The sequence below is a fragment of the Polycladomyces abyssicola genome (genome assembly GCF_018326425.1).
In the GTDB taxonomy this organism is placed as follows: Bacteria; Bacillota; Bacilli; order Thermoactinomycetales; family JIR-001; genus Polycladomyces; species Polycladomyces abyssicola.
Genome location: NZ_AP024601.1, coordinates 283,252 through 299,859 on the forward strand (window position 1 = coordinate 283,252; position 16,608 = coordinate 299,859).

20 protein-coding genes and 12 tRNA genes are annotated in these 16,608 nt (G+C 53.2%); 26 read left to right on the plus strand and 6 right to left on the minus strand.

Annotated features, from left to right (window positions below; all coding sequences use genetic code 11):
• The first annotated feature begins 111 nt into the window (after window positions 1-111).
• The 3 genes from KI215_RS01445 to KI215_RS01455 all read left to right on the plus strand — a co-directional run bounded on the left by KI215_RS01445 (window position 112) and on the right by KI215_RS01455 (window position 1,787).
• Window positions 112-519 carry a hypothetical protein gene (locus tag KI215_RS01445; protein ID WP_212773857.1) on the plus strand — a complete coding sequence of 136 codons (408 nt, stop codon included), beginning with the start codon at window positions 112-114 and terminating at the stop codon, window positions 517-519.
• A 24-nt stretch (window positions 520-543) separates the two neighbouring features.
• On the plus strand, window positions 544-882 hold the full coding sequence (locus KI215_RS01450) for a hypothetical protein (RefSeq protein WP_212773858.1): 339 nt from the start codon (window positions 544-546) through the stop codon (window positions 880-882).
• Between the two features lie 104 nt (window positions 883-986).
• The gene (locus tag KI215_RS01455; RefSeq protein ID WP_212773859.1) at window positions 987-1,787 is read left to right on the plus strand and encodes a TatD family hydrolase; all 801 of its coding nucleotides are present in this window, start codon (window positions 987-989) and stop codon (window positions 1,785-1,787) included.
• On the opposite strand, the gene cmpA is transcribed toward KI215_RS01455, so the two are convergent.
• The 4 genes from cmpA to KI215_RS01470 form a co-directional block, all read right to left on the minus strand.
• Window positions 1,767-1,901 carry a cortex morphogenetic protein CmpA gene (gene cmpA, locus KI215_RS01460; protein ID WP_212773860.1) on the minus strand — a complete coding sequence of 45 codons (135 nt, stop codon included), beginning with the start codon at window positions 1,899-1,901 and terminating at the stop codon, window positions 1,767-1,769. The two genes, KI215_RS01455 and cmpA, sit on opposite strands and share 21 nt — an antisense overlap.
• 267 nt (window positions 1,902-2,168) lie before the next feature.
• Entirely contained in the window at window positions 2,169-2,300 is a 132-nt protein-coding gene (locus KI215_RS16065) for a hypothetical protein (RefSeq protein WP_275956725.1), read from the minus strand.
• Window positions 2,301-2,494: 194 nt separating this feature from the next.
• On the minus strand, window positions 2,495-3,292 hold the full coding sequence (locus KI215_RS01465) for an alpha/beta fold hydrolase (protein WP_212773861.1): 798 nt from the start codon (window positions 3,290-3,292) through the stop codon (window positions 2,495-2,497).
• Window positions 3,293-3,350: 58 nt separating this feature from the next.
• Entirely contained in the window at window positions 3,351-4,112 is a 762-nt protein-coding gene (locus KI215_RS01470; RefSeq protein WP_246512157.1) for a DMT family transporter, read from the minus strand.
• Window positions 4,113-4,751: 639 nt separating this feature from the next.
• Between KI215_RS01470 and KI215_RS01475 the strand changes: the two genes are divergently transcribed.
• Together KI215_RS01475 and KI215_RS01480 are read left to right on the plus strand one after the other, a co-directional pair.
• Window positions 4,752-5,318, plus strand: coding sequence for a thioredoxin family protein (locus tag KI215_RS01475; RefSeq protein ID WP_212773862.1), 567 nt, complete (start codon window positions 4,752-4,754; stop codon window positions 5,316-5,318).
• Between the two features lie 13 nt (window positions 5,319-5,331).
• The gene (locus tag KI215_RS01480) at window positions 5,332-6,225 is read left to right on the plus strand and encodes an NAD(P)-dependent oxidoreductase (RefSeq protein ID WP_212773863.1); all 894 of its coding nucleotides are present in this window, start codon (window positions 5,332-5,334) and stop codon (window positions 6,223-6,225) included.
• A 107-nt stretch (window positions 6,226-6,332) separates the two neighbouring features.
• Here KI215_RS01480 and KI215_RS01485 read toward each other — a convergent pair whose 3' ends face one another.
• Together KI215_RS01485 and KI215_RS16070 are read right to left on the minus strand one after the other, a co-directional pair.
• Window positions 6,333-7,364 (minus strand): ThiF family adenylyltransferase, encoded by a 1,032-nt coding sequence (locus tag KI215_RS01485; RefSeq protein ID WP_246512158.1) that lies wholly within the window; start codon window positions 7,362-7,364, stop codon window positions 6,333-6,335.
• A gap of 5 nt (window positions 7,365-7,369) precedes the next feature.
• Entirely contained in the window at window positions 7,370-8,098 is a 729-nt protein-coding gene (locus tag KI215_RS16070) for a molybdenum cofactor biosynthesis protein (RefSeq protein ID WP_212773865.1), read from the minus strand.
• A gap of 170 nt (window positions 8,099-8,268) precedes the next feature.
• Here KI215_RS16070 and KI215_RS01495 point away from each other — a divergent pair, with 170 nt between their 5' ends.
• The 21 genes from KI215_RS01495 (at window position 8,269) to KI215_RS01590 (ending at window position 16,556) form a co-directional block, all read left to right on the plus strand.
• The gene (locus tag KI215_RS01495) at window positions 8,269-8,706 is read left to right on the plus strand and encodes a hypothetical protein (RefSeq protein WP_212773866.1); all 438 of its coding nucleotides are present in this window, start codon (window positions 8,269-8,271) and stop codon (window positions 8,704-8,706) included.
• A gap of 192 nt (window positions 8,707-8,898) precedes the next feature.
• Window positions 8,899-9,024, plus strand: coding sequence for a hypothetical protein (locus KI215_RS16075; protein ID WP_275956726.1), 126 nt, complete (start codon window positions 8,899-8,901; stop codon window positions 9,022-9,024).
• A gap of 87 nt (window positions 9,025-9,111) precedes the next feature.
• Complete coding sequence (locus KI215_RS01500; RefSeq protein ID WP_212773867.1) at window positions 9,112-9,405, plus strand: hypothetical protein; 294 nt, start codon at window positions 9,112-9,114, stop codon at window positions 9,403-9,405.
• Window positions 9,406-9,467: 62 nt separating this feature from the next.
• Window positions 9,468-10,214, plus strand: a complete 747-nt coding sequence (locus KI215_RS01505; protein WP_212773868.1) for a Bax inhibitor-1/YccA family protein — start codon at window positions 9,468-9,470, stop codon at window positions 10,212-10,214.
• A gap of 146 nt (window positions 10,215-10,360) precedes the next feature.
• The gene (locus KI215_RS01510) at window positions 10,361-12,226 is read left to right on the plus strand and encodes a molybdopterin biosynthesis protein (protein ID WP_212773869.1); all 1,866 of its coding nucleotides are present in this window, start codon (window positions 10,361-10,363) and stop codon (window positions 12,224-12,226) included.
• A 19-nt stretch (window positions 12,227-12,245) separates the two neighbouring features.
• The gene (gene moaA, locus KI215_RS01515; RefSeq protein WP_212773870.1) at window positions 12,246-13,265 is read left to right on the plus strand and encodes a GTP 3',8-cyclase MoaA; all 1,020 of its coding nucleotides are present in this window, start codon (window positions 12,246-12,248) and stop codon (window positions 13,263-13,265) included.
• 14 nt (window positions 13,266-13,279) lie between these two features.
• On the plus strand, window positions 13,280-13,759 hold the full coding sequence (moaC, locus tag KI215_RS01520; RefSeq protein ID WP_212773871.1) for a cyclic pyranopterin monophosphate synthase MoaC: 480 nt from the start codon (window positions 13,280-13,282) through the stop codon (window positions 13,757-13,759).
• Window positions 13,760-13,763: 4 nt separating this feature from the next.
• Window positions 13,764-14,243 carry a MogA/MoaB family molybdenum cofactor biosynthesis protein gene (locus KI215_RS01525; RefSeq protein WP_212773872.1) on the plus strand — a complete coding sequence of 160 codons (480 nt, stop codon included), beginning with the start codon at window positions 13,764-13,766 and terminating at the stop codon, window positions 14,241-14,243.
• Between the two features lie 227 nt (window positions 14,244-14,470).
• The gene (locus KI215_RS01530) at window positions 14,471-14,956 is read left to right on the plus strand and encodes a molybdopterin-dependent oxidoreductase (RefSeq protein ID WP_212773873.1); all 486 of its coding nucleotides are present in this window, start codon (window positions 14,471-14,473) and stop codon (window positions 14,954-14,956) included.
• A gap of 365 nt (window positions 14,957-15,321) precedes the next feature.
• Window positions 15,322-15,396, plus strand: a tRNA-Asn gene (locus KI215_RS01535).
• A gap of 9 nt (window positions 15,397-15,405) precedes the next feature.
• Window positions 15,406-15,498, plus strand: a tRNA-Ser gene (locus KI215_RS01540).
• 39 nt (window positions 15,499-15,537) lie between these two features.
• Window positions 15,538-15,614, plus strand: a tRNA-Glu gene (locus KI215_RS01545).
• 4 nt (window positions 15,615-15,618) lie between these two features.
• Window positions 15,619-15,693, plus strand: a tRNA-Val gene (locus KI215_RS01550).
• A 28-nt stretch (window positions 15,694-15,721) separates the two neighbouring features.
• A tRNA-Asp gene (locus KI215_RS01555) sits at window positions 15,722-15,798 on the plus strand.
• Between the two features lie 8 nt (window positions 15,799-15,806).
• Window positions 15,807-15,882 (plus strand) — tRNA-His (locus tag KI215_RS01560).
• A 6-nt stretch (window positions 15,883-15,888) separates the two neighbouring features.
• A tRNA-Gln gene (locus KI215_RS01565) sits at window positions 15,889-15,963 on the plus strand.
• Window positions 15,964-15,967: 4 nt separating this feature from the next.
• Window positions 15,968-16,043, plus strand: a tRNA-Lys gene (locus KI215_RS01570).
• Between the two features lie 92 nt (window positions 16,044-16,135).
• Window positions 16,136-16,219 (plus strand) — tRNA-Leu (locus KI215_RS01575).
• A 15-nt stretch (window positions 16,220-16,234) separates the two neighbouring features.
• Window positions 16,235-16,321 (plus strand) — tRNA-Leu (locus KI215_RS01580).
• A 55-nt stretch (window positions 16,322-16,376) separates the two neighbouring features.
• Window positions 16,377-16,453: transfer RNA gene (locus tag KI215_RS01585), tRNA-Pro, on the plus strand.
• Between the two features lie 29 nt (window positions 16,454-16,482).
• Window positions 16,483-16,556 (plus strand) — tRNA-Gly (locus KI215_RS01590).
• Window positions 16,557-16,608: the final 52 nt, after the last annotated feature.

The window sequence follows — 16,608 nt, forward strand, 5'->3', positions numbered from 1 at the left end:
ACCAATTTTCGGTTTAACAGGATGTAGTGTTAACCAAAGGATCTATCTATATACCGGAGTATGCAGCTGTTGTTTTGGGCACCCTTTGAATTAGATAAGGAGGTGGATGGCGTGGACCTAAGAAAATGGATGAATATCAGGTCGCCCGTAGGTTGGGCTGCAGCAGTAGCTCTTATCCTTGCCTTTTCGCCAGGAGCAAGAAAAACCGCCCGGCGGATGGCGATAAAGGGGACGGCCACTGCGATGAATATGGCTGAACAGGTCAAAGAAACCGCGATCGGGATGCAACAACAAGTGAAATCATGGATAAAGCGGGATCCCATGGAATTGGAAGATGTTCCTGATTCAACGCGGGAAGAGGTCGACAAACAACCCCCTGTTGGCGGGGAATTGCGTTTGGATGGGTTTGAAGAGCTCCTGCAATCGTTGATGAAGCGTCTGGAAAAGCAACAGCAAGAATTGGAGGCTCTTCGCCATCAAATGGAAAACAATCAGAAACCGGAAGGTTCCGGATCTTGACAAACGGCTAGGAGGTGGTCGCACATGTTACGAAGCGGTTCCGTCTGGGCGGGGGTCATAGCTGGCGGATTGTCACAGTGGAAAGATACGCAGGCGTATAGGCACGGAGAAATCCGGAAAGCGGATTACAAGGTGCATACTGTAGGCAATATCACCGGAGCTGCGGGATTGGCGGCTGGGATCGAGTATGGGGCACTGTTGGGTACCATGGTCATACCCGGAATTGGTACTGTTGTGGGATCGATTGTGGGTGGCCTTGCCGGAGACAAATTCGGACGCTTTTTGGGAGAAGGTGCCGCATCGGCTGTTTTCAAGCCATCGGCCAAGGTGTGGAAGAATGCATTCGATATGGACGATATGTAAATTCGAAGTCGGAAAACCCCTGATCTGTCAGGGGTTTTTTAAACTTTTCTCAAACAACGGGGGCTTGTCCCCCGTTTTTACATATAGAGGAGGAGGGAGAATAAATGGAGAAGGGAATGTCGCTGATTGACACCCATGTTCATCTCGATCAATTCCCTGACGAAGAAGTACCGGAATTCATCGAGCGGGCCCGGCGAGCGGGGGTGAACCATGTAGTGGCCGTGGCGTCGGGGGCAGACTCATGCCTCCGTTTGTTAGAGTGGAAACAACGGTTTCCGGATGGGCTCACCGTTGCTTTCGGCGTCCACCCGGAGCGGGAGACGGATGATGCGGAAGTGGAAACGGTGGTCAGGTTGATCCGAAGACATCGTGAGGAGATCAGTGCCATTGGAGAAGTGGGATTGCCCTATTACACCCTGCCGGAACCGCAGAGAAAACAACCGCCCTCTCCCGATGCGATTGCCCGGTTGTCCCGTTTTCTTTCGTTGGCGGCAGAGCTCGATTTGCCGGTGGTGCTGCATGCCGTCCACGAAGCGGCGGAACCAGTCCGACAGCTATTGCGCCGACATGGGGTAAAACAGGCGGTGTTTCACTGGCTCAAAGCGCCCGCTGATGTGTTGCACCGCATCGTGGATGATGGTTATCTCATCTCGGTGACGCCAGATGTGCTTCGCAGGGAACGGGACCGTGAGTTGGCCCGTCAAGTGCCTTTGTCCCAGCTGTTATTGGAGACGGATGCACCGTGGGAATACGAGGGAAAAAGAGCGGAGCCGGCGTGGGTGAAGGAAGTGGCGGAGGAAGTGGCCAGGGTGAAGGGTGTGACGGTTCGGCAAGTGTGCCAGCAAACGACGGAGAATGCACGTCGTCTGTTCAGCATCGACGGATCAATGACGACGGGGTGGTAAAGAACCCTGTTCCTTTTCTCGGTACGTGAACCAACACGCGTTAAGAAACCGGATCTGCTTGCGGTCTTTCCCGTAAAACGCGCGCATCAGCTGGTTGCGCAACCATTTGGGCATGGTGATCCCTCCCGGTATCAACGTTCTCTCAATACAGGGTATGAAAAAGCCCTGGTCGGCGTGAACAGCGATCGGGACTGTCGGGATCACAAATGTGAAGGCGTTGTTTTCGGTTAACCAGATGAGCTTACCGACAAGGTGGTTGAACTACAGGCCATTTTGTGAGCGGAGCCGAATTTCCCGTCGAGCGACTTTAGCTGTTGCGAATCGCTGGACGGGAAATCGGAGCTCAAGGACTTTGTCATCAACTTGGTCTCGTTCACCGGGTCAAGCGTAATGTTCGGCGATTTGCTGTCTGATCCACTCTTGGGTACAGCAATCATCCAACGGCTCTTGATCTGATGAAATGGGCAATCCGCAGGTCGGGCAGACCGGTTGGGGGGGCGATTCGAGTTTCATAAGGCCACTCCTTGAGAAGGAAGTTTGGTATAGTATATTATAACAGTCAAATAAATGTGATTGTGTACTATAACAAACAGCGATAACAAAAAACGGTTTCCCCAACGGCTGGTTGAGACCTTCGTGGTTTCGTCTCGGAAAAAGCCGTAGGCGAACCGTTTTCCTGTTTTCTGCGGACTTTCCCCCTGATTCGGTCAACTCTGTGCGTGCCGTTCCAAAAAACGGAGCAGATGAGCGTGAAACGAATCCGGTTGTTCCAAAGGCGGGAGATGTCCCGTCCCCGCCATCGTGATCAACTCCGCTTGCGGAATGGCGGATGCAATCCGTTGGGCAAGCGTTTGGATTTCCTCCCAATCCCGATCTCCCCGCATCACCAGCGTGGGTACGCTTATTTCGGACAAGCGGTCGACAGCGGGTGGGAAATGCGGCATCCCTTTGCTTTCGCGTTTCCAGTAATCCAATACGGTTTGTCGCACGTATCGTCGAACTGAAGGAACCACTTTCGACTGCTTGCGAAAGGGACCTTCCACCCAAGTTTGTAAAAACCGTTCCAACGCTTGTTCCAACCGTCCTTCTTTACGAAGCCGCTGGATTTCCCTCTCGTTGGCGAGAAACGCGTCCGACCAACGATAGCCGCTCACCCCCGGGTTGATCAGCACCAGGCTCCGTACCGTATCCGGATATCGCAAGGCGTAATCGATCGCGATTTTGCCGCCGACCGAGATACCGACGATGGATGCGCGATCCACTTCCAATGCCTCGAGAAGTGCGCGTAAGTCGTCGTGATGCTCGAACCGGCCTTCGCCGTCTCCTGAACGCCCTGCGCCGCGCAAGTCGTAACGGATGACGCGATAGCGACGATGCAACACCCTGACGGTTTCATCCCACATGCGATGATCCAACGGCATGCCGTGCAATAACACGACGGTCGGTCCTTCCCCGACCGATTGAACATACAACGAAACACCGTTCAATTCGATTCGGCCGGACATCCCCTTCCTCCTTTCTGAGTGCGGGCCGGGGACCGGTTGATGATCACAATCCCGCCGATTACAGCCCAGCCAGTGTGTAAGGGGAAAACGACTCATGCAACAGTACGCTTGACAACAGTGAGCCGAACAAAGGGATCAAAAACAGAAACAGGGAGACTTTGCCCACTGGATGCACTTTCATTACCGAATTCCACAGCAGGAAACCGGTGGCCGACACAAAGGCGAGATACAGGAGAATCAATAGGGAGCGTGGGTCGAAGTGGAATGGAAACAACCCGATCCGAACCGTGCCGACGGCGATGAGTCCGATCGAACCGATCAGCATTTGCCAAGCCGTCAAATAAAAGACGCCCATGCGGTGTGTTTCGTTTCGCGCCAAAAGATTGCCGAACGATCCGGACATTGCAGATGCCAACACCAACAGAGACCCGATTCCCAACGAGGAAGAAAGCGCACCATGGGAGAGATTGGCCAACCAAACACCGGAAAAACCGGTGATCAAACCGACGGTTTTGCGCCAATCGATTTTGTCGTCGGGATACATCCAGTGGGCAAACAGAATCTGAAAAAAGGAACCCGTACCTGCGAGAATCGACGCATGGATGCCGGTGGTGTAGGTAAGTCCGACATAGAAACAGACGTATTGCAGAAAGGTTTGAAACAGCGCGATCCGCAGACATGGGATCAGCGTTTGTTTTCGATAACGAACCGGATGTCCCAATAGTTTCATCACGACGAAGATCATCAAAGCGGCCAGAAAAAATCGGTAACCCGCGAAGAGAATTTGCCGGTCGGTCTGATGGGGCGCAATCGCCAGCATATGATAGTTCAGTTTGATGAAAGGAAAAGCACTGCCTCACAAAAAGGTGGCCAGCAACGCGGTGATGACCATTCCGGCTGTGCCGGACAGCCATCGGGATGCGTTCATCGAATCATTCTTCTTCCGTTTTGCAATGGACAAAGGGAAAGTCCGATTCCGTGCTTCCCGCCGAAATCGGACTTTTGTAGCGTACAAAGGGTTTTGCACAGTCACTTTTATGGTTATACCACATTACGATATGAACCGTAAACAACGGTTTTCGTCGTGTGAGCTTCCGCTTAACAATGATCGTAAACTTCCCTTTCCCCCTGTGGAGCAGGGGATTTTTGTTTGAGATCCGGGTCAGTACGGGAAAAAAGTGAGCGGGACTGCAGAGGTACGCAACAATATGGATTATAATTTCAAAAATATATTCACTCGAATGGAAAAGGAATATCCGGATGACAATGTGTGGTAAGCGAAAGAGGCGGGTTTTCATCTTTTGGTGCAATCAGCAAAGATTTGGTATATTTTTATATATTAATTGTAACTTTTATATAAAAGCGTTATGATGATGTTGTGGGTTTGTAACCGTTTCTAGCGGTTTGATCGGGAAACAGTTACAATGAAAGCAGAATACGGGAAAAGGAGGACAGGCGCATGAAGCTTCTGGGGGGCTGGTTTGATAAGGGCATGACCTGGGATGAATATGTGAGCGGCATGCAAGTGAACAAAGAAAACCTGCTGTACATATACGAACAATACCGCCTGCCTGCTGAAGATCAGTTGTTCTACCGGCAGTTGCGTGATCGACAATGGCGGGTGATTGCGCTCACGGCGGATTGGTGCGGAGATGCCATGTTGTGCAATGCGGTTTTGAAGCGGATTGCGGAGGCGGCAGGACTTGAGCTTTCCTTCCTGATCCGTGACGAGAATCTGGAGTTGATGGATCAGTATTTGACCAACGGCAAATCCCGCTCCATTCCCATCTATATTTTTATTGACAGGGAAGGGCGGGAACAGGCGGTATGGGGCCCACGCTCTCCGGAAGTGCAGCGGTTGGTGGATGAGATGAGAAGTCAGTTACCGGACAAAGCGGATCCCCGGTTTGAGACAAAGCAGAAAGAAATGTTTCGCGGATTCAAGGAACGCATACTGACCGATCAGTCGTTGTGGGAGACGGTGAACCGCAGCATTCGGGCGCGGTTGGAACAAGCGCTGCGATAAGGAGGAGACCGGGATGCAATCTTTACGTGTCGGTTTTATCGGATTGGGGATTATGGGCAGGTCGATGGCTCGTAACATTCACCGCGCAGGATTTCCGGTTACCGTATGGAACCGGACTGAACGAAAAATGGCGGAAGCAAGGGAATGGGGGGCGGAAACGGCTGCTTCGCCCCGGGCTGTGGCAGAAGTGAGTGACGTGGTCATTACCTGTGTTGGCGACACGCCGGATGTGCGGGAAGTAGCGGAAGGGCCAGAAGGGTTGCTGAAAGGGGCCCGTGAAGGGTTGATCTGGGTGGATATGAGTACGATCGCACCTGAGGCAACCCGGGAATTGGCTGCTCGTGCCGCGGAACAAGGCGTCCGCATGCTCGATGCCCCTGTCAGTGGAGGAGATATCGGCGCACGGCAAGGTACGTTGTCCATCATGGTCGGAGGAGACGCCGAGGTATTGGAAACGGTTCGCCCGGTATTGGAGGCGATGGGAAAAAACATCGTACATTGCGGTCCGCATGGAGCCGGGCAGACGGTCAAAGCGTGCAACCAGATTTTGTGCGGGCTTAATCTGCTGGGCGTGGTGGAGGCCTTGGCATTCGCCAAAAAAGCGGGCGTCGATTTGGAAAAGATGATTGAAGTGACCACGCAGGGAGCGGGAGGTTCCTGGGCGTTGGCCAATCTGGCGCCTCGCATTGTCAAGGGAGATCTGGCCCCTGGATTTTCGGTCCGTTTCCAGCAAAAAGATTTGCGCATCGTGCTTCAGGAGGCGGAACAGATGAACCTGCCGTTGGTGGGTACAGCGGTTGTGCAACAGTTGCTACGGTCGGTGCAGGCTTATGGTGGGGATGATGACGGAACCCATGCGCTGATTCGGGTGATGGAACGGTTGGCCAGACTGGATTTTACCCGATGAGGACGGAACAAGAAATAACCGGTTCAAAACTGGACGATGGAGCCAAAACTGATATGCACTGAAGAGCAGACGGGAGCCGGCTTGTTCTCCGGCTCCCTCAATCACGGTTACGCCCCGATATATTTGGCCACGACAGAGCGTGCCATCGACGGATCTTGCGTTCCTTGGACCAAAATGCGTCCGTCCGGGAAAATGACCAATCGGTAAGGATCAATATCTGCCCGCAAAAGAAAGCGATTTTTTTCCACCCGTCCGAGCGGTGCCAGCCGTTTCGCCAATTGTTCCAGATCCATCGGTTGGGGCGCGGATGGGGAGATCTGGACGGTGTCTCTCCCGCAAAGGGAAACGGCTTGAGGTTCTTTGTCCGCTGGGTCCAGAAACTCCCATATGCCTTGGCCGCATGTCGGACAATCGGGCTTTCTATTTTGGCTTACTTCCATCGCGGTATCGTGATTGTACCAGCATTCAAAATGTCGTAGCCGCGTATCCAAGGCTTGTTCGTCACGAACCAACAATTTGAGCGCTTCCACCGCTTGGTGGGCGGCCACGATGTGGATGATCGGACCGATCACACCGGCCGTATCGCATGTCTCCGTCGTTCCCGGAGCGGGAGGATTCGGAAACAGACAGCGGAGACAAGGAGTGATCCCCGGCCTGATTGTGAACACCATGCCCCGGGAGCTGACCGCGCCGCCGTATATCCACGGGATGCCGTGTTTGACACTGACATCGTTGATCAAAAATCGTACGGAGAAATTGTCCGTACCGTCCAAAATCAGGTCGACGTCGGACAGAAGCGATTCGGCGTTTTGCCATGTTAAGTCGGTGACGTGTGCTTCCAGGCGGACCCCCGAGTTGATGGCACGTAGTTTCCGTTCTGCCGCCACTGCTTTGGGAAGGCCTTCTCTCGCATCCGATTCGTCATACAGCATTTGGCGTTGCAGGTTGCTGGGTTCGACGAAGTCGCGGTCAATCAATCGGACGAATCCGACTCCTGCACGAACCATATGATTGGCCAGCGCGGAGCCGAGAGCACCCATGCCGACAATGGCGATGCGGGCTTGTTGGAGTTTCCTTTGGCCTTTTTCTCCAATGGGAGCGAACAGGATTTGTCTGGAATATCGTACATGATCTGTCACCGTGATTACTCCTTCCCTGAGGATGGGTCGGCATCCGTTTCCGGCGGGTCCATCGGATTCCAAGGGCCTTGTTGGTGACCGATCCATTCCGACCCATCTTCCCATTTTTCTTTTTTCCAGATGGGAACGATGGCCTTCAACCGTTCAATGGCATAGCGTCCGGCGGCGAAAGCTTCGTCCCTGTGCGGGGTGGCCACGGCGATGATCACACTGATCTCTTCAATGTCCAGACGGCCCACTCGATGCGCCATTGCGACACGGGCGGAGGGCCATCGCGTACTGATTTCTTCGGTGATTTGCTTCATTTTCTTGAGGGCCATCGGCGCGTACGCTTCGTATTCCAAATGGACGGTGCGGCGACCGCGCGTAAACTCGCGTACCGTTCCCACAAAGGTTAACACCGCCCCGGCGTGTGGGTTGGAGACTTTTTGTATCAGTAAGTCGGCAGACAAAGGCTCTTCCGTAATAATCAGATGATCATCTACCTCTTCCCCGCCACTGACAGGCGGGATGATCGCAATTTCTGCCTCCGGAGGGATGGGTCGTTCCGGAGCGGCGTACTCATGGTTGATGGATACAAACGATTGACGAAGCAATGATGCGGCATTCGGATATTGGTTCGCCAGATGTGCCAGCAAGTCACTGACAGTGGTATCATCAGGCAATTCCATATCCAGCTGACGGGTACCGATCTCCTCAGCGATTCCGGCGAACAAAAGGATGGATATTTTCATCGTACTGGCGTACGCCTTCCCTCCCCGTTTAAAGGTGATTATGCGGACGTGTTGATCTCGTCTCAGCACGCCATTCAGCTGCTTTGTCTTTAGCTTACTACGAGAAGTTCCCAGAATGAAACCTTCAGGTACAAGAAATGCAACCCTCGTGATGGATAAGGGTGAAAAGGATGGTCAAAGAGCAAGAGATCGCCTATTGGCTATTTCAATTGTTGGTCGAGGATTTAGAGAAGATGGACGAGGAAGAGCGTGTCGTGAAACGACTGGAAGTGTTGGATGAAACACTGGACATATTGATGAAAAGCGGAGAAGGATTCAAGGTCCGCGTCGAACGTGCCGATTTGGATTGGAGAGCGAAAGGAGAGTCTGAGATGGAAAACGCGTCATCCGCTGAGAACAATACCATCCAAATTTCCGTGGAGGACTGGGAGAATCTGTTGGAGGCATGTGAAGCCGTTCTGAACTTTTTGGAGTACGACCAGCGCAAGATGCGGGACGTGCAGCAGGCTACGCCGGATTTCCCATGGGACAAGCGCGCCTACATGATCAACAAGTTGGCTGACCATCTACGCGAGGCATTGATTCGCATTGATGAGGATTTGGGATAATTTCGGATAAAGAAATTTATCAATCCCAGTGAAAATGGCCGTAGCAGCCAATACCATTGATTCGGTAAAGGGATGATCTGGTTCATGTAAACTGTCACCATCGGGCCATTTTTTGTGGTCCGATGGTGACAGGAATGGGAGAGTTTATTGCGAGTGGGATTGAGGAGTACAGGTAAACAAGAGGGGAGACATATGAAAACTCCGTGGGGGGTACGTGTTCTAGCTGTTATACAGATCATTTACGGATCGGTTGTTGCTCTGGCGCAAGGATGGAGCACACATATCGGTATGCAGGAATCCATTTGTACACCGATTTGAGGCTGCGGGGGAATTACAGTTACTCATCAGTACCTTTTGTTTGTGGTTATGGTGATCGGGTTGGTTCCGGTAATGGGCGGATTCGGCATGTTGTTGAAAAAAACTTGGGGCTGGTGGATGAGTACAGGATATCTATCCTATCTTTTATTATCTGAGGCAGGGAATGGGATTGACGCGTTGTTTCGTCCATCCACCAGTGTCGATATGAGTCTGTTTTATATATTGATTGTGGGATTCCTTCTGCTGTATTTGTGTAAGGAACGTGTTATACAATCATACGAGGTAACTATTTCCAGAAGCGAAGTGATTGCGTGGTTATCCGGTGCGGCCGTTTTCGTATCCGTTCTGTACGAAGTCATTTTATTCAGTTCTTCCGTCTGATCCAAATCGGTATGATTGTAAACACAATTTTGAATTGGAAGTCGGGATGCGGTTGATCACACATGATTGATCGAATATACTGGGAAGTAGTAGTCCAAAAATTGGAGGGGACACTATTGCATCCATACCACTACAATACCGGGACCAATGTGGCGGTTGCGCAACAGCGGTTTGTGATGAAGGTCTTCGGTTGGATGTTCGCCGGATTGTCGTTGACGGGAATCATCGGTCTCCTTTTGGTGGCCAATCCGGACGTATACTTATATTTTAATCAGAATCCGCTGGTCTTTTATGGCATCCTGGGGGCGGAAATTCTCCTGTTGTTCTTATTACCTTCGATCCTGCACCGAATTTCCGCTTTCACAGCCACGTTCTTCTTCTTTTTGTACGCTGCGCTCAATGGTATCAACTTTTCGTTGATCATCGCCCCGTACACTGGTGTGACGATTGTCTACACCTTCTTTGTCACGGCCGGTATTTTCGGGATTTTCGCCTTGTACGGTTACCTGACCAAACGGGATTTGTCCAGTTTGGGCAATCTGTTGTTTTTCGCACTGTTAGGATTGATCTTGGCGACGATCGTCAATATTTTTATGGATAACAGCATCCTGGACACCGTCATTTTGTACGCGGGTATCCTGATCTTCGTCGGTCTGACGGCGTACGACATTCAGCGTATCAAGCAAATGTATGTGGCCGGCGGTGACGAGGAAGTGACCAAAGCGGCCATTATCGGTGCGCTGGCTTTGTACCTCGACTTTATCAACCTGTTTTATTATTTCTTGCGTTTGATCGGTGATCGGGACTAAGAAATTCTTGCCCCATTTTTTTGTACCATCTGATCAACTGTTTTCGGCCCCGTTGCGGGCCTTTTTTCATGAAACAAACCAGCTCGACGCTAATGATGGGCAATGGTATAGTTATGTTAAGTTTTTTATCAAGAGGTGAAGCGCCCTTGCGTCAAACGGAGTGGAAACTGGCCCCGTTGGACGAGGCGCGGGAACGTTTTTTGCGGGAGGTTCGCTTTTCCCCTTCCGTCGAGTCGGTGCCCGTCCTTAAGGCGCATGATCGTATTACAGCCAAGCCAGTGGTGGCCCGGCGGTCTGTTCCGGAATATCCCTTGGCTGCGATGGACGGCGTTGCCGTTCGAGCGGAAATGACGGTGCAAGCGGCACCGGACAACCCGGTGCAATTGTCCTTGGGGCGGGAAGCGATATGGATCGATACGGGCGATCCGTTGCCCGATTTCGCTGATGCGATCATCCCTGTCGAACAGATCGGGGTCGTGGATGAACAAAAGGTGCAGATTTTTAATCCAGTTCCATCGTGGAAGCATATACGAATGGTTGGGGAAGACGTATGCGCGGGAGAAACGATCCTTCCGGCTAACCATCGGATTCGTCCGATCGACTTGGGCGTGATGTTGGCCTCTGGTGTGGAGGAAGTTTCGGTATGGAAGCCCCCGCGCGTGGCCGTGATACCGACGGGTAGTGAGTTGGTTTTGCCCGGGCAGGCTCCCGAGCGTGGGCAGATCGTGGAAAGCAATGGAACCATGATATCGGGTTATCTGCGGGAGTGGGGGGCCGTTCCGGATTACTGTGGTATCGTGCCCGATGAGCCGGATCACTTGCTTCAATCCGTACAGTCGGCAGTCAAAAAATGTGACATGGTTGTTCTCAATGCCGGATCTTCTGCCGGTTCGGAAGATTTTACCGTTTCCGTCATACGTAAGTTAGGCCGCGTTGTTCAGCACGGTGTGGCGACACGCCCGGGAAAACCGGTCATTCTCGGCATCGTGGAAGGGAAGCCGGTGGTGGGTCTTCCGGGTTATCCCATCTCCGCCTATCTTGGTCTCCAATGGTTCGTCAGACCGTTGATCGAAAAGTGGTTCGGTGTAAAAATGGGCGAAGCAAATGAAATCCGTGTCCGATTGGGAACAGACGTGGTGGTCAAAACAGGAGCGGAAGATTTTGTGCGTGTCGCTGTCGGAGAGGTTCGAGGCGAAATGGTGGCTTATCCCTTGGCCAAAGGGGCGGGAGTGGCTTCCTCGCTGTCCCGTGCGGACGGTTGGCTTCGCGTACCGACCGATCACAATGGGTGGAAGGCCGGAGAAAGCGTAACGGTGGAGCTGATCCGTCCCCGTGGATCATGGAAAAGCCGTTTGTTGGTAGCAGGTGAGCCTGACGCCGGATTGGATGTGCTGGCAGATCAGCTATCGTCTCGCGGGTTCACCCTTTTTCCTTTGCCGATGGGGCAGGAGGAAGGTTGGCATACGCTGTGGGAAGGACGCTGCCATCTCGTGTTGTCGGCTGGCGACATATCCGAAACGAAGAAAGTGGAAATGAAAGACCCATCATGGGTGCGAATCCATGGATGGCGCCGGGTGCGCGGGTGGATGATGCGATCCGTTTCCGGCCCAGGGTCTATTTCCAAATGGCTGAGGCAGGGAGCTCAATTGATGATCCATCCCAGTGGTACCCGTTCCCGGCAATGGTTGGAGGCACAGTGGGCCGATTGGGGGATCAATCCTGAAGACATGCAATATCGAGTGGCGGCGAATGACCGGCAGATTGGCGCTGCCATCGCTGCGGGGGCTGCGGATATCGGCATCGGATGTCCGGCAGTGGCGCGCGAATTCGGTTTGCTCTTTGTCCCTGCGTGGGAAGAGGATGTCCAATTTGTCGCGCCGAAGGATTGGCTCCGGTCATCGATGGGGCGTTTGTTGATGGAGGAGTTGCAGTCCCCTTCTTTCCGTACGCGTTTGGAAATGATGGGTGGTTATCGGTGCGGGAAGAGTGGGGAAATGATCGGTAGCTTCTGATCGAAAGGGTGTGAGGCAAATGCCCGGCCAATTGGGCCGTCCGCTGGACCGGTATCAGCGGCCGCTTCATGATTTGCGCGTGTCGGTGACCGATCGGTGCAATTTCCGTTGTACGTATTGCATGCCGAAAGAAGTGTTTGGACCGGATTATCCGTTTCTTGCGAGAGAGGCATTGTTGACGTTTGAAGAAATTGTCCGCTTGGTTCGGCTGTTCGCGTCCCTCGGAGTGAGAAAGGTTCGGATCACGGGAGGCGAACCGCTACTGCGTCGTGACTTGCCCGATTTGATCCGGATGCTGAATGAAGTGGATGGCATTGAAGACATCGCGTTGACTACCAACGGGGTGTTGCTCCCCCGATACGCGGCAGCCCTGAAACAGTCGGGATTGCAGCGGATCAACGTCAGCCTCGACGCCATCCATGATGAGGTGTTTCACCGGATGAACGGCGGGGCTGCCAGCGTCCGGCAGGTACTGGACGGCATCCGTGCTGCAGCGGATGCAGGGCTGGGCGTCAAAGTGAATATGGTGGTGCAAAGAGGCGTCAACGACAGCGAAATCGTGCCGATGGCCCGCCATTTTCGCGGAACCGGTCACATCGTGCGCTTTATCGAATACATGGATGTGGGAAATACCAACGGGTGGCGCTGGGATCAAGTGGTATCCAAACAGGAAATATTGGAACGAATCAACCGTGAGATGCCGTTGGAGCCCCTTCCGTCCCGCTATTACGGGGAAGTGGCCGACCGATACCGATATGTGGGGACGGATGAGGAGATCGGCGTGATTTCTTCCGTGACGGACGCGTTTTGCGGCACATGCACGCGGGCGAGACTATCGGCTGACGGCCAGCTGTTCACGTGCCTGTTCGCCGAAAAGGGGCACGACTTGCGCTCCTTGTTGAGAGGGGGCGCTCCGGATGAAGAGATACGCCGATGGATCGCGGGAATTTGGCAAAACCGTAATGACCGCTATTCGGAAGAACGGGGCCAATCAACGAAACAGAAAAAGAAAGTGGAGATGTCTTATATCGGTGGTTAAGGAGTGATGATGGCGTGGAAAAGTTGACGCACATCAACGAACAAGGACGGGCCAAAATGGTGGATGTTTCCGGAAAACCGGTGACGCGGCGTGTCGCTGTGGCACGGGCGCGCGTGTGCATGAAGCCGGAAACATTGAGTCGTATTCGTCAGGGGAACATGGAAAAAGGAGACGTGTTGGCTGTGGCCCAGGTGGCCGGGATCATGGCGGCCAAAAAAACTTCGGAACTGATTCCCATGTGTCATCCCATCCCTCTTCGCGGTGTCGACCTCCGTTTTTCCGAGGAAGGGGATTCTACGCTTGTTATTGAAGCAGAAGTGAAAACTGACAGCGTCACCGGAGTGGAGATGGAGGCGCTCACGGCGGTCAGTGTAGCTGCTTTAACCGTCTACGACATGTGCAAAGCCATTGATAAAGAAATCACCGTGGAACAGACTTGCCTGATTCGTAAAACGGGGGGCAAAAGTGGTGACTTCATCCGAAAGGGAGAGTGAACGCATGAGGCGCGTAGGGATCCTGACCATCAGTGACAAAGGAGCGCGCGGTGAGCGCGAGGACCGGAGTGGGCAAGTGCTCCGTGAGCTGGTGCAGCGCATCGACGGAGAAGTGGAAGCATATGAAATCATTCCGGATGACATGGATGCCATCCGTGAGATGTTGATCCATTTGACAGATGAGAAAAAACTGGATTTGGTGTTGACCACGGGCGGAACGGGGCTCGGTCCCAGAGACGTGACGCCTGAGGCGACGTTGTCCGTCATTCGACGTCAGGTACCCGGGTTGGCGGAGGCCATGCGCGCCGCCACGATTGGCAAAACACGGTTTGCGATGTTGTCCAGGGCTGTGGCAGGAACACGGGGACAAACCCTGATTCTCAATTTGCCCGGCAGTCCCAAAGGTGCCGCAGAATGTTTGGAGGCAGTGTTGGACGTATTGCCGCATGCTCTGGATCTCTTGAAAGGTCAGACGGAGCACTAGAGTGGGTCTGATCCATCATGTTGATTGGAGTGTGCCTTTTCCCTCTCACTTCTGTAACGCACACGCTTGAAGGTCGCTCGCAGGATTTTGGCCACCCTTCTCTCAAGTTCGTGAATGACCACACCCACCCTGAGTGATTCAGGTGAAACCCGTCATGCGACAATACTGTCCAGGCGGGGCAATTTCTTATCCCCTACCGGGGATAAACAGAGAGAGGAGCGGGATGGATGCATTCATCGTGGACGATCGAAGTGTATGGTACGGTTCTCAAGCCGGCAGCGTTTACTTACGAGGAATTCCGGCGGATGGACGATGAAACAGTTGAACCGGAGAAATGGGTATCGGGTGTGCAGGGAAACGCATTACGGTTGTGGGTTTTGCTCAGGCGTGTGGGATTGCGGGTTGAAACCACCCACCTGCGCTTTTTGGGTGCCGATGATTTTCAGGCTGAAATTCCCGTAACTGACCTGCAGGATGCGTTTTTGCTGTACCGGCAAAACGGTCGCCCGTTGAAAAAAGGGTATCCTGTGAGGTTGTATGTGCCACAAGGGGACAGCAACTGTCTGAACGTCAAATCGATTGTCCGAGTGGAAGCAGTGGCGTATGACGGAGCAGATGCGAAAAAACCTGCCTCCTTTGGATTTCGCAACATCATCCGACCGGAAGAGCTGTTGCGGCGGGACTTGTCCGGTATGGCCCCCAAACAGCGCTGATGGTGTCTACGGAAATCTCCTGTCGGGGATTGTGAGTCCAATTCGTAGTTCTAAGCAAGAAGTGGCCGAATTCCTGCGAGCAAAATCTAGCTGTCGCTACGGAGAATAAGATGGGAAACCAAGCAGGAAGCCCGAATTCAGCCGATCTGTTTTGGATATGGGAGTTAGGTATAATCTCCTTATGATGGCGTATTTTTCAAGTTAAAAAAATGTATTTTCCCTATTGACAGCGATTCGATGTCTGTGCTAATTTATATATCGTCTCCGCGACGCCAGTCCAATGGAGACAGCCAAAAAGAAAATAAAAAAACCACTTGCAAATGTGATCTCAATCCAGTATAATAATTGATGTCGCTTCGAAACGATCCTCAGTAGCTCAATGGTAGAGCGCCCGGCTGTTAACCGGTAGGTTGCAGGTTCGAGTCCTGCCTGAGGAGCCATCTTTTCCTGGAGAGATACTCAAGTGGCCGAAGAGGACGGTTTGCTAAACCGTTAGGGGGTCAAATGACCCCGCGCGGGTTCGAATCCCGCTCTCTCCGCCAGAAGGCCTTTAAAGTGGTCGAGCCCATAAAATGTTACGTGGCCCGTTGGTGAAGTGGTTTAACACACCAGCCTTTCACGCTGGCATGCAGGGGTTCGAATCCCCTACGGGTCACCAATATGGACGGTTAGCTCAGCGGGAGAGCACCTGCTTCACACGCAGGGGGTCGGCGGTTCGATCCCGTCACCGTCCACCAAATACGGGGAATACTCCCCTTCCTACGCGGAGCTGTGGTGAAGTTGGAGTTCACGCCGGCCTGTCACGCCGGAGGTCGCGGGTTCGAGTCCCGTCAGCTCCGCCATTATTATGGCGGCCATGGCGAAGTGGTTAACGCACCGGATTGTGGCTCCGGCATTCGTGGGTTCGATTCCCACTGGTCGCCCCATGATACTGGGGAGTAGCCAAGTGGTAAGGCAACGGACTTTGACTCCGTGATGCGTAGGTTCGATCCCTACCTCCCCAGCCATTGCGAGCCATTAGCTCAGTTGGTAGAGCACCTGACTTTTAATCAGGGTGTCCCAGGTTCGAGTCCTGGATGGCTCACCACATCATCATAGCAATATTAATCAGCGGCGGTTTTTCCCACATAGGCCGGTTGGTGCCGGTTGGGTGACGGCCGGTCGCCTCCGGATCTCTATGCGGGTGTGGCGGAATTGGCAGACGCACTAGACTTAGGATCTAGCGCCTCTGGCGTGGGGGTTCGAGTCCCTCCACCCGCACCAAGCGGATGAAAACATGCGGTCGTGGTGGAACTGGCAGACACGCTATCTTGAGGGGGTAGTGGCCGTAAGGCCGTGCGAGTTCGAGTCTCGCCGACCGCACCAGTTTTGAAAAATCGCCAATTGATACAGCCAATTGATACAATAGATACTACTGTTCCGGGGTGTGGCTCAGCTTGGTAGAGCGCCTCGTTCGGGACGAGGAGGTCGCAGGTTCAAATCCTGTCACCCCGACCATTCCCTTACTCAGGACAAGTTGATGAAATGCGGGTGTAGTTCAGTGGTAGAACACCGGCCTTCCAAGCCGGATGCGTGGGTTCGATTCCCATCACCCGCTCCAAAACAACGACCGTGGCGATGGGCTGCGGTCGTGTTTCTTTTATTTGCAGGAA

Excerpts from the sequence above, each read along its gene's own strand:
- KI215_RS01450 (WP_212773858.1), top strand. The coding sequence starts at position 544 with ATGTTACGAAGCGGTTCCGTCTGGGCGGGGGTCATAGCTGGCGGATTG.
- KI215_RS01455 (WP_212773859.1), top strand. The coding sequence starts at position 987 with ATGGAGAAGGGAATGTCGCTGATTGACACCCATGTTCATCTCGATCAA.
- cmpA (WP_212773860.1), bottom strand. The coding sequence starts at position 1,901 with ATGCCCAAATGGTTGCGCAACCAGCTGATGCGCGCGTTTTACGGGAAA.
- KI215_RS16065 (WP_275956725.1), bottom strand. The coding sequence starts at position 2,300 with ATGAAACTCGAATCGCCCCCCCAACCGGTCTGCCCGACCTGCGGATTG.
- KI215_RS01465 (WP_212773861.1), bottom strand. The coding sequence starts at position 3,292 with ATGTCCGGCCGAATCGAATTGAACGGTGTTTCGTTGTATGTTCAATCG.
- KI215_RS01470 (WP_246512157.1), bottom strand. The coding sequence starts at position 4,112 with ATGCTGGCGATTGCGCCCCATCAGACCGACCGGCAAATTCTCTTCGCG.
- KI215_RS01475 (WP_212773862.1), top strand. The coding sequence starts at position 4,752 with ATGAAGCTTCTGGGGGGCTGGTTTGATAAGGGCATGACCTGGGATGAA.
- KI215_RS01480 (WP_212773863.1), top strand. The coding sequence starts at position 5,332 with ATGCAATCTTTACGTGTCGGTTTTATCGGATTGGGGATTATGGGCAGG.
- KI215_RS16070 (WP_212773865.1), bottom strand. The coding sequence starts at position 8,098 with ATGAAAATATCCATCCTTTTGTTCGCCGGAATCGCTGAGGAGATCGGT.
- KI215_RS01495 (WP_212773866.1), top strand. The coding sequence starts at position 8,269 with ATGGTCAAAGAGCAAGAGATCGCCTATTGGCTATTTCAATTGTTGGTC.
- KI215_RS16075 (WP_275956726.1), top strand. The coding sequence starts at position 8,899 with ATGAAAACTCCGTGGGGGGTACGTGTTCTAGCTGTTATACAGATCATT.
- KI215_RS01500 (WP_212773867.1), top strand. The coding sequence starts at position 9,112 with ATGTTGTTGAAAAAAACTTGGGGCTGGTGGATGAGTACAGGATATCTA.
- KI215_RS01505 (WP_212773868.1), top strand. The coding sequence starts at position 9,468 with ATGATTGATCGAATATACTGGGAAGTAGTAGTCCAAAAATTGGAGGGG.
- moaA (WP_212773870.1), top strand. The coding sequence starts at position 12,246 with ATGCCCGGCCAATTGGGCCGTCCGCTGGACCGGTATCAGCGGCCGCTT.
- KI215_RS01525 (WP_212773872.1), top strand. The coding sequence starts at position 13,764 with ATGAGGCGCGTAGGGATCCTGACCATCAGTGACAAAGGAGCGCGCGGT.
- KI215_RS01530 (WP_212773873.1), top strand. The coding sequence starts at position 14,471 with ATGCATTCATCGTGGACGATCGAAGTGTATGGTACGGTTCTCAAGCCG.